The sequence below is a fragment of the Nocardia sp. NPDC046763 genome, from assembly GCF_040645495.1.
In the GTDB taxonomy this organism is placed as follows: Bacteria; Actinomycetota; Actinomycetes; order Mycobacteriales; family Mycobacteriaceae; genus Nocardia.
In genome coordinates, this window is sequence record NZ_JBEYYI010000009.1 from 95,046 (window position 1) to 105,696 (window position 10,651).

At 65.2% G+C, this 10,651-nt stretch carries 8 protein-coding genes; 4 read left to right on the plus strand and 4 right to left on the minus strand.

The genetic code is table 11. The features are described from left to right. Positions 1-165: 165 nt before the first annotated feature. Entirely contained in the window at positions 166-471 is a 306-nt protein-coding gene (locus ABZ909_RS16895) for a hypothetical protein (protein WP_357000110.1), read from the minus strand. Next, a complete protein-coding gene (locus tag ABZ909_RS16900) occupies positions 468-860 on the minus strand; it encodes a hypothetical protein (protein ID WP_357000113.1) in 393 nt (130 codons plus the stop codon). The genes ABZ909_RS16895 and ABZ909_RS16900 overlap by 4 nt, the downstream gene beginning before the upstream one ends. 682 nt (positions 861-1,542) lie before the next feature. On the opposite strand from ABZ909_RS16900, the gene ABZ909_RS16905 reads away from it, so the two are divergent. From ABZ909_RS16905 to ABZ909_RS16915, 3 genes are all read left to right on the plus strand, one after another. After that, positions 1,543-3,015 carry an IPT/TIG domain-containing protein gene (locus ABZ909_RS16905; RefSeq protein WP_357000116.1) on the plus strand — a complete coding sequence of 491 codons (1,473 nt, stop codon included), beginning with the start codon at positions 1,543-1,545 and terminating at the stop codon, positions 3,013-3,015. A gap of 508 nt (positions 3,016-3,523) precedes the next feature. Continuing rightward, the gene (locus tag ABZ909_RS16910; RefSeq protein WP_357000118.1) at positions 3,524-5,035 is read left to right on the plus strand and encodes a hypothetical protein; all 1,512 of its coding nucleotides are present in this window, start codon (positions 3,524-3,526) and stop codon (positions 5,033-5,035) included. Between the two features lie 795 nt (positions 5,036-5,830). Continuing rightward, the gene (locus tag ABZ909_RS16915) at positions 5,831-6,514 is read left to right on the plus strand and encodes an MspA family porin (protein WP_357000121.1); all 684 of its coding nucleotides are present in this window, start codon (positions 5,831-5,833) and stop codon (positions 6,512-6,514) included. A 192-nt stretch (positions 6,515-6,706) separates the two neighbouring features. On the opposite strand, the gene ABZ909_RS16920 is transcribed toward ABZ909_RS16915, so the two are convergent. Continuing rightward, positions 6,707-7,336 (minus strand): hypothetical protein, encoded by a 630-nt coding sequence (locus tag ABZ909_RS16920; RefSeq protein WP_357000123.1) that lies wholly within the window; start codon positions 7,334-7,336, stop codon positions 6,707-6,709. A gap of 317 nt (positions 7,337-7,653) precedes the next feature. After that, complete coding sequence (locus ABZ909_RS16925; protein ID WP_357000126.1) at positions 7,654-8,589, minus strand: hypothetical protein; 936 nt, start codon at positions 8,587-8,589, stop codon at positions 7,654-7,656. A 225-nt stretch (positions 8,590-8,814) separates the two neighbouring features. Here ABZ909_RS16925 and ABZ909_RS16930 point away from each other — a divergent pair, with 225 nt between their 5' ends. Next, complete coding sequence (locus tag ABZ909_RS16930; protein WP_357000129.1) at positions 8,815-10,470, plus strand: LCP family protein; 1,656 nt, start codon at positions 8,815-8,817, stop codon at positions 10,468-10,470. The last annotated feature ends 181 nt before the right edge of the window (positions 10,471-10,651 follow it).

Below are 10,651 nucleotides of genomic sequence, written 5' to 3' on the forward strand. Positions count from 1 at the left end.
GAGAAGGCCGGTCGGCTTCAGGCTTTCCAGCACCGCAGCGCGGCCCATCCACCAGACTCGGCAGGCCGCTGACGAGTCACGGGCCGTCAACCACTGGTTCAGTTTCCTTGCACCCATTCCGTTTTCGTGGACGAGCTGGTCTGTTGCCGTCCACCTGGTGGTTCGTTACAGATACAGCTCGGGAGGGTCGTCGAAGTCGATGCCCGCTTGACGCGCGCGGGCCACCATCTTCCGGTCCCACTCACGATGAGCACGTAACGCCATCCGGAACTCACCCATCTGCTCCGACATCCGCTGGGTTTCGGAGATCGCGAGGTCGCTGAGCACCTTCGCGGCATCGGCCTTCTTCTTGGTCATGCTGGCATCGACATCGCCGCGTTTGAACCACGCGGTCACCGCCGCCGACAGCGCCGAAGAACTGGCGAGCAACATGAGCGCGGAGAACAACGGTGAGGACGCGAACGCATTCACGAGGCGGCCCTCCTGTCCCGGATCGCGTGCAACATCTTCAAGTCCCGCAACAACTGCCGGCGCTTCCACAAGAACGCGACACCCACCGCCACGGGCAACACACCACCCAAGACCGTGGCCGCACTGATGGTTCGCTGATGGAACCCCATCATCGACAGTCGCGCACCGGAAGCCACCAGCGACCAGCCCAACGCCCCCACACCGATCTGCTCGACCAGATAACCCCATACCCGCCGGGCGAATACACCGACAAGAGTCACCACAGCACCCGCCAACGTCAACCCCAACCACAGCATCCGCAACCCCGCAGGCAAAGTCGCGACCGCGGAATTCACCGGCGCACCACGGAAACACTGCACCAGCGCCGAAATACCGAACACCGCACACAACACAACCTCGAACGGGTCGTGACGGGTCGGCGGCCTCACACTTCTCATACCGGATCACCTCCCGCCGGTCCCGGTAGGTCCTGACGACGCAGACAGCGACGCGACGGTAGCCACAATGCTCGCCTCCTGATCGCTGCGTTCGATCGACGCCCCACACCCCACAGGTGTGGAGTGCTGCCGAAGACTCCGGCGCCTTCATTAACACCCCTGGACCGGCTGCCGGGCAACGCATCTGCCGATCCCCTTTCGTCCGGTTTCGCCCACGTGTTGCCAGACACCCCAACCACCGCCGCATCGGGCACACGTGTCACTGCTTTGCGACCGGCCCGCGCTTTCGTTGCGCCACTCGCCGTCCCGACAAGTCATGTCCGCTGAGGGCGGTTGGTGTTCGGTCTGTCGGTCACCGGCTCGGGAGGCGGTCGACGGGAAAATGCTGGTTGCAGAGTCGTCGTCCGGGCGGCCAGCACCGTCACGTGGGACTACACGTCATTGCTCCGGCTTCGCCCGCCGGGGGCAGTACGTCTGCAAAGCGGACCAAAGCGGATCGCGAGATGTCTTGCCTCAGTGGTGGTTCAGGAGTGTTACTGGATATTGCCGTGCCATGGCGAGAGTCGGCAAACCCACCGCAGCGCAATCTGTTGCATCCCTGCGTCACCCTCTTGACCGACAAGGAGGCACCATCATGCCTACTATCACTGCTATCTCACCGCCCTCGGGGCCGGCCTCCGGGGGTAACCCCGTGGTTATCACCGGTAGCGGGTTCACCGGGCCGGACACCGTGCAGTTCGGCGCGACCGCAACGACTTTCACCATCAATTCGGATACGCAGATCACGGCGATCGCGCCGCCGGGAACGGGAACGGTACAGGTGACCGTCTCCAACGCCGGTGGAACGAGCAACGGCGCTTCCTATACCTACGCGGCGGTTCCCTCGTTGATCTTCATAGCTCCCATCACCGGGCCGACCGCCGGGGGAACGACGGTGACGCTGACCGGTACCGGTCTGTCCAGCGCCACCGGGGTCAATTTCGGTGCCACACCGGCGACTTCGTTCACGATCGTATCGAACACACAAATCACAGCGATCGCTCCCGCGGGGGCCGGCACGGTGTCGGTCACGGTCACCAGCACGGCGGGTTCGAGTAACGGGCTGCCATTCACCTATGTGGGAGTACCCACCGTGATCTCGGTCAGCCCGAATTCGGGGCCGGTGACCGGAGGCGCCGTGGTCACCGTGACCGGTACCGGGTTCACCAGTGCCACCGCGGTGAGTTTCGGCGCCACCCCGGCAACCTTGTTTTTCGTGTTGTCGGACACCCAGATCCTCGCGATCGCTCCTCCGGGCACGGGCACCGTGCAGGTCACGGTCACCACCGCGGCCGGAGTAAGTGCTGGCGTTCCGTTCACGTACCGGCCGGTACCCACGCTGAGTTCGATCAGTCCGGCGACGGGACCGATAACCGGAGGCACGACCGTCATCTTGACCGGCACGGGGTTCACCGGCGCTACCGCAGTGTTTTTCGGCATCCTTCCGGCGGCCTCGTTCACCGTCAACTCCGATACGCAGATCACCGCTGTCACTCCACCGGGTCTCGGGACGGTACCGGTCACGGTCACCACCGCGGCCGGCACGAGCAGCGGGCTCGCCTTCACCTACGTGCTGGCGCCGATCCTGCTGTTCTTGATACCGACGGTGGGACCGCAAGCCGGCGGAACCACGGTGACCATTACCGGCCTGGGCCTGTCCGGCGTCACCGGAGTCAAATTCGGTGCCACACCGGCAACGTCGTTCACGATCGTGTCGGACACCCAGATCACCGCGGTCACTCCTGCCGGGACAGGCACGGTAGCGGTGACAGCCACCAGCACAGCGGGTGCCAGTAACGGCCTGCCGTACACCTACCTGGGAATTCCCGCCATCACCTCGATCAGCCCGAACACCGGCCCGGTAACCGGAGGAACCTTCTTGGCCCTCACCGGGACCGGATTCACCGGCGCCACCGCGGTAACCTTCGGCGCCACCCCGGCGACCCTGTTTCTCGTGTTGTCCGACACGCTGATTCTCGCGGTCACTCCACCCGGGACGGGCACGGTGCAAGTCACCGTCACCACAGCCGTCGGCACAAGTGCAGGAATACCCTTCACCTACGTCTGAGGACAATCATCGGATCCGGCGGAGCCGAGCCTCGATCGTCCTTCCCGGACGTGCGCACGAGGCTCGGCTCCGACCCCTACGTAATCCCCTGTCCTGCAGAGGATTACGTTATATCCACCCCGATTTTCGGCGATACGGTCGGGGACCCCTTCAACTCGGCGACCTTTGTGTAGCGATTCTGAAACAAACTGCGGGAGGCACTGTTCCGTTTCGGGGTTGAATCACCGGCCCAACCCCGGCGGGTGACTGCGGGGCCTTAAATCCAAGAGAAGACCCCCCGAGGTGAACCTCCGAGGTTGAAGGCACCGTTCCACGTTTGGACACAGGCGAGGAAAGACTGGACGGGTTAATCGCACCGACGCAATTAACCAATTATGTTGCATTCCAGTCCACTTTGTGCTTCTAGCCATGGAGCGTGAAAGGCACTATCTTCATTGCGGAGTACTGGTCAATCTGCGCGGCGCAATCGCTCATCTCATGGCACATCCAGCCCCGAGAGGATTCGACTATGACGACGTATGCACCGGTCACCATCCAACAGGCACAGTTCCCGATCGTCGAATCGTTCACCCAGGAGACCCCAACCAACCCGCACTGGCAATTGCTGGGCAGCGCGCGGCTGAACGGCGGCAGCCTGGAACTCACTCCCAACACCAATTCCCAAGCTGGGACGGCGTTCCTCGATCAGCCGTTCTCGTCGACGCTCGGCGTCACCATCGACTTCGACTACTCCTGCGAGGGAGGGGCCACGCTCGGCGACGGCTTCAGTGTCTACCTGATCGACGGCGCGCACACGACACAGCCCGGCGGCATCGGCGCCGCGCTCGGCTACTCCATCACGAAGTCCTCGCCCGGGCAGATCGTCGCGCCCGGAGTCACCGCCGGGTTCGTCGGCGTCGGCTTCGACAACTTCGGGAACTTCGCCACACCGCTGGCCGGTACCGGAGGCGGCGCACAGCGACCCGACACCGTCGGGGTACGCGGAGCCGGCAGTCTGCGGGAGGGGTTCGCCTGGCTGACCGGCGTTCAGGTGCCGAATGGGTTCCACGCGTCGTGGGAGCGCGGTGCCCACATTCAGGTGTCCATCATCGGCGGTCGGCTCACCGTTCGCCACGCCGACAAAGCCAACTCGAACGGCACCCTGCTGATCGACGGCTTCAATCTCGCGGGCGCCGACGGTCAGCCACCCGTGCCGGAAACCTTCAAGCTGGGCTTCGCAGCCGGAACCGGCGCCGCGACCGCCTACCACCGGATCAAGAACCTCAAGGTGTCCCTGCCCGCGGAAATGCCTCTGGAGATCAGCGGCCCGCAGACAGCGCAGTCGGGACATCGGATCACCTACTCCATCAGCGTGCAGAATCTCGGCCCCAACGACGCCCCCGACGCCGTGCTGGAGGCCACCATCCCGACAGAGCTGACCGATCTGGAACTGACCTGCCAGGCCGAGAATGGGGCGGTCTGCGGCACCGGTTCGGTCGGCGACGGCTTACACATGCCGATCGACCTGCCCAAGGGCAGTAAGGCGGTCATCAACCTGACCGGCACCATCGACCCGCAGTACGAGGGCCGACTCACCTGCACCAGCCTCATCACCTCACCATCACGCGCCAATACCGCCGAACGGCACTCGGGCTCGGTCACCACCGAGGTCGATCGGCCTCCTGTCACCGTCTCCCCCGTGATCGTCGGGCAGTGGCCCCAGACCTGGCCCGAGGACGCGAAAGGGTGGGTCATCAGCTATGAACTCACGCTGGCCGCCCACGCGCAGCGGGTGGTGTGGTGGGAGATCCGCTTCGACGTCCCGCCACGAACACGCGTCAATCCCCAGCAGACTCAGTGGTACAAGGTGATCAAGGATGGCACCGACGGATCGGTCGTCATCGCCACACCGGACGACAACCACACCATCGAGCCCGGCACGCCGCTGACCGTGGCCTTGCAACTGCTCTACCCATCCCAGCACGAGGCCGGTGACGGCGCCCTGCGCAACCTCCACGCCACCGAGGTGACCCGCCCATAGGCCAGTCCCTTCAAGCAATTCCGCTCGGAGCCGGCGCTGGCCGACTCCTCAGGGACTGTGAGAATGTGTTGAAACAGAGTTGAGTGGGCCGGGGCACGGTGTCGGGATTACTCCAGTCCGTTCCCCGGACCTCTCACCGAAGCCGCCATGCGGCTCGCATGGTCAATTCCCTTGCCGTGGTGGCCTTCCCGCGCGACCGCCCGGGTCACTTCCGCACAGCGAATTCACCGCGTCGTTCAGCGAGTGAGGCGGACCATCGCGTGTTCGCATTCGACGCAGTTGGCGGCACTTGTTGTAATCGCGTGATAGACACGGAGTTCGCCAGACCTGCGCATTCGACGCTCGTACACGGCAGTCTGCTGCCCACAATCCTCGGCGATGATTGCACCGCATCCGATGCCAGTCCGCCAGCGGCGGCGTACTCAGACCTTCGATCGTGAGACCCCTTCTGGGGCACTACGTTTCAGCAGGTCGAGCCGGTAGCGCATGCCGTGTACCCGGCAGCGTCGAGCGGTCGGGGGTTGGTGATACACCCGACCGCAGCACTCGGGGACATGCCGAGCGACCAGGAACGATGTCCATATCCGTTCGTTTTCCGAACGCGAATGTGGCTCGGTGAATCAACAAGGGAGGCGGCTTCGGTGTCGATGTCCGTCGGGGTCGACGGGGGTGGACACGCCTTGCTGTGGCGACGCCTGGCCGGTGCCACCGTTTAGGCTTGTCAAGCGCTATCCCGTGCGGGTTTGTTCCTGTGATACCGAGTTGCGAATCGTTGCGAACCGGAAGGCTCCAGGCATGCGACGTTCGTTCACCGTCGCTGTGGCCGCTACGGTCGCGGCAAGTCTGGCCGTACTGGGCCTGTGGGTCGGCGGCGCCGGACTCGGCCGCGCCCAGCCGCCCGGCGCAGATGTCTCCGCTGGAGGAGTACATCTGACGGCGTCGGTCGACAGCATCGCGGCGAACCCGCCCGGTGACCGGACACCGAACTTCCTCATGACGTTCTCGCATGCCACGCAGATGTCGGGCGATTACTCGGTCACCGTGGACGGCGGCCAGATCACGTCCGGACAGGCGGTCGCGGGATTCATCATCGGCTGCGGGATCAGTGTGGACGGCGGCTTCGATGTCGAGATCGGCACCAATCAAGGGCTGGGAGTCAGGATTCGCCCCTCGGTTGGCTCCCCCAACGCCTCGATCGTCGCGCCCGGTGCGGGCCGGCCCAGTATCGGCGGGACTCTGGGCGTGGGCGAAGGCGTGTTCGGGAACTTGGGACCCGGCCAGGTCACTGTCGCGAGAACGGAGACGGTCCGCCTGCATGCCAACACGACGTTTCCGTATCGCATCGCGTTCTACAATGCCGCGCTGAATATCGCCCAATGCGCCTCGCCGGTATCGGCCGTCCCTTTCGTCACCGCCACGGTGAGCACCGCTGAGGGGCTGGCGCAGACCACGGCCTACGGCGACCAGTTCACCTTCTGAAACCCGATGGCCAAGGAATTCGGGGTACACCGCGACACCGTCCACAGCTACCTCGACACCCGGCCTGCCCTCCCCGAGGATCACCGGCCGTTGCCCGACGTCGGCGTGTCGACCAGGGCAGCCCCGTCGACCCCGACAGACGTCGACCCCGAAACCTCGGTAGGAGAACAGCCTTTGCGGCTCGGGTCGGCTTCAGGATTCCCGGGCCCGCTCCGCATCTCGGATCATCTCCAGCAGGTCGCGAATCTGCTTGTCCTGCTGCTCGAGGTGCCGATGAATGTCCAAAGTGGTGGTCAGGATCGCGTCACTGTCTTTGTAGGTGGCCTCGGCCCGTTTGTCGGCGGCCGCGGCCAGGATGTTCTGGCCAACGATGATGATGCTCAGGAGCACGAGCTGCAAGAACGTCTGACTGATCCACGACACCAGGATGACGGGACTGCCCGAACTGATCGCAGCTGGCAGCGATACGAAACTGAGCGCGGCGAACGCGTACGCACACCACATGGTGCCGACGCCCTTGGTGATCACGACCGCCAGGTTCGCGTTGAACCGCGTGTACCACGCGGAATCGGGTGGCGCCGTGGCCACGTCGGTGATCTTAGGCGGTCCGGCCTGCTTGCGTTCGGCGATGCGCGGATGCGGCGTGTAATGGAGTGGTTCGGACATGCCCATCAGCCTCGCACGGCGATCCGGAGCCATCGGATCCGATTCGCCGACTTCGTCGACCGGGCGGAGCGCATCGACCAGGACACGCCGGCCGCCCGGCGTTATGAACTGCGCAAGGAACAGACTGTTCTCGATCACACGGTGGCCGCCGTCCACCCCGGCGCCAGCCGTAGCGACGCCACGCGGGGCGGCGAAACTCGCCGCCCCGCTGCACTTCCGCACGACAGTCGGGGAAGATCAGTGCCCTTGGAGTCCAAATTCACTCTCACGATTGAGGTCTGGGACGAGGAGGCGGCGATCTGCTAGGGCCTGCGGGACATCGTCCGTTTCGCGAAGGAAGCGGGTTGCTCCGTCGAGTTCAACGTCGATGATCACCCGAGCGGTGGCCTGGTCGGTGGCGAGGACGATGACGACGGGTTCGGGCCCGGGAGCTACTACACGCACGCCACGGGAAAGACTCACGCGCCAGCGGTTCACCGGAGCACGGGGATCGCCGGAATCTGCTGGCCGCCGAGAAGTTTCCATACGTGGGCGCGTTCGGCCGCGAGGTCGATCGGCGCGTCGGCGAGGGTGTCGAGCAGCTGCTGCAGCGGCCATTTGTGCAATGCGCCGTAGCGGGCGGAGTAGAGGGCCGCGGTATGGACGGAGAAGGTGTCGGTGGTGTCGAACAGCGCGTAGCCGATGATCTGGTAGATGTCGGTCAGCGACAGCGAGTCCGATCTTTGCCCTGTCTCACGGTTGGCCGCGCCGAGGCGGGTCTTCACCTCGATCAGGACGCCGTCCACGATGAGGTCGGCATCGGCCGAGCAGAGCTGCGAGGCGGCGAACGTCGGTCCCAGGGCCACCGCCGACGATGGGTCGGGCAGGAATTCGGCCAGTTCGGTGAGAGCGAGTAGATACAGCGACCGCATCTCGGTGAGAGCGTCGCCGGGAGCCAGCGCGAGCAAAGCCTCGGTGGTGAACCGGTCGCTGCGAATTGGTTCGGCCAGTGGGGAATTGGAGAAGACGAACGGGTTGCGGTACAGCTCCGCGCACAGCGCCAACGCCCAGCTCGCTCGTGCGACGATCTCCAAAGCGTTCTCCGGCAGCGGCCGCATATACGCGTGGCCTGCCAGTGTGGCCAGCTCCCAGACTACGGCGATGTGGTCGGGGCGATGGAAGATCGGTTCGGCGAACACCGCGGTCTCGGGTACATACTCGGCGGCGCAGGTGAATCGGAGTAGGTAGTCGAAGGCCGCGCCCAAGGTTCCCGGGCTGGCGCCGGTGCCACCGACGAGCAGTGTGCCCGCGCGGGCTCGGTAGTCGGCTTGCACGGGTTCGAGATTCGGGTACCGCTGGTCGAAGTACTGGCGCAGCGGGCTGGCCATGTCGTCGATCGCCCCGGTCAGGCTGGAGTACTGATAGCTCATGAACATTACTGTGGCATGGGTCACCGAAATAGCCGAGACCGGGGGCTACGCGACTGAGCTTCGGGCTATTGCTGAAATTCTTCGAGTTGGAGGCCCGGTTCCCCCGCGGTCCAGAGGAGTTCCCGGCCGCAGCGGTCGCCTGCCTGGCTGCCCCGCCTGCCACACAGCATGTCGAAGCGCGCAGATGCCCAGCGGCCGCGAGGCCTCCGCTTATAGTCAGACCGCATGACGCAAGCTTGGGAGCGTTGGTGGAGGCGACCGGATGCGGCGGACGGCGACGCGGTGTCGTCTCGCCGGTCGGCTCGGCGCCTCCGAGCGCATCAGCCGCCCACGCGCCGCACCGTGCGGTTGCTGGTGGTGGCGCGGACTATTGTGGCGCTGCTGGCGATCTTCGTGGTGGCCGGCACCGCGATGGCATGGCGCAGCTATCACCAGATACTGGGCGGAGTCACCACATCCGACGCGCTGGCCGATGACCCGAAATCCAACGGCACCGACCAGAACATCCTCATCATGGGATTGGACAGTCGCCTCGACGAGCATGGAAACCCGTTGCCGCAGGCGATGTACGACGCGCTGCACGCCGGCGACGACAGTGTCGGCGGGTACAACGCGAATGTGCTTATCCTGGTGCACATTCCCGGCGACGGTTCGCGGGCGACAGCCATCTCCATTCCGCGCGACGACTACGTCAACCTCGATTCCGCGGCGTGTGATTCCTCGCCCTGCAAGGCAAAGATCAAACAGGCGTACGGGTTTGCGTATCAGCGGGCCAAGGACAAGCTGACCAAGTCCGGTGCCGAGGATTCGCCCGACCTGGAGAAGAAGTCTCGTGATGCGGGGCGCAAGGCCGAGATCGCGACCGTGCGCAGCTTTCTCGGCGGCGTGCCGGTGGACCATTTCGTCGAGGTGACGCTGGTGGCGTTCTTTCAGATCGCCCAGGTCGTACAGCCGATCACCGTGTGCCTCAACGAGAACACATCCGACAGTTTCTCCGGCGCCGACTTCCACAAGGGGACGCAGCAGATCGACGCCGGGCAGGCGATGTCGTTCGTGCGGCAGCGTCGTGATCCCGATCCGTCACTGAACTTCACCGACCTCGACCGGACCCGGCGGCAGCAGGCGTTCATCGTGTCGCTGGCCCGCACACTGCAGGCAAGTGGCACTCTCACCACTCCCAGCAGCCTGCGCGGCGTCCTCGATGTGGCACAGCAGAACATCGCCGTCGACAACGAGTTGGATCTGCCGCAGTTCGCCCGACAAGCGTCGACGCTGGTCGCTGACGGGATGTCGCTGTTCACCCTGCCTGTCAAGGACTTCGGGACCAACGCCCTCGGCGAGGACATCAACGTCGTCGACACCACCGAGATCCGTGGCATCGTGGCCAGCCTGCTCGCCCCGCTCACCTCGCACACCACCGCTGCGACCGCCGCAGCCACGACCGACCCGACCATCCCCGCCGCCTCCGGTGTGGTGTTGAACGTGGTGAACAGCACCGGCCGCACCGGCCTGGCCGCACGCGTGGAACTGGCATTGTCGGCACGGGGATTCATCCGCGGTGCCGCCACCACCGGCCCCATCCACACCGCCAGCTCGATCGCCTACGGTCCCGGCGCGGACGCCGCCGCCACCGCACTCGGCCAACGACTCGGACTCACCGCGACGAAATCGGCGGCCCTCGACGCGGAAACCGTCGAACTGACCATCGGCACCGATGCTGCGACCGGCGAACCCATCACCTCTTTGGCGCCCGACCTACCCGGCCAGACCACCTCCGCGACACCACCGGTCCCGGTCCCGGCCACCGCGACCGGGACGCAGGCCCCCTCCCCCACCGACCTGTCCAGCATGGACTCCACCGCCGTTCCCTGCGTCAAATGACCGACCTTGTCCGGGTTTGCGGTCCCGCCGGTGGGGTGAGCCGCTGCGGGCCGAGCAGCTGCGCGTGTCGCCCTGACGCAGAGTTGAATTCAGCCCCGGTACCGGTTGCAGCGTATCGAGCTGGGCGCAGACCTCACCTGTCGACGCCTGTCGGGTCCCTGTGCGCGGGCACGCTCAAAGT

Bases quoted from the DNA above. Each gene is read 5' to 3' on its own strand.
- ABZ909_RS16930 (WP_357000129.1), top strand. From the start codon at position 8,815: ATGACGCAAGCTTGGGAGCGTTGGTGGAGGCGACCGGATGCGGCGGAC.
- ABZ909_RS16910 (WP_357000118.1), top strand. From the start codon at position 3,524: ATGACGACGTATGCACCGGTCACCATCCAACAGGCACAGTTCCCGATC.
- ABZ909_RS16925 (WP_357000126.1), bottom strand. From the start codon at position 8,589: ATGAGCTATCAGTACTCCAGCCTGACCGGGGCGATCGACGACATGGCC.
- ABZ909_RS16905 (WP_357000116.1), top strand. From the start codon at position 1,543: ATGCCTACTATCACTGCTATCTCACCGCCCTCGGGGCCGGCCTCCGGG.
- ABZ909_RS16915 (WP_357000121.1), top strand. From the start codon at position 5,831: ATGCGACGTTCGTTCACCGTCGCTGTGGCCGCTACGGTCGCGGCAAGT.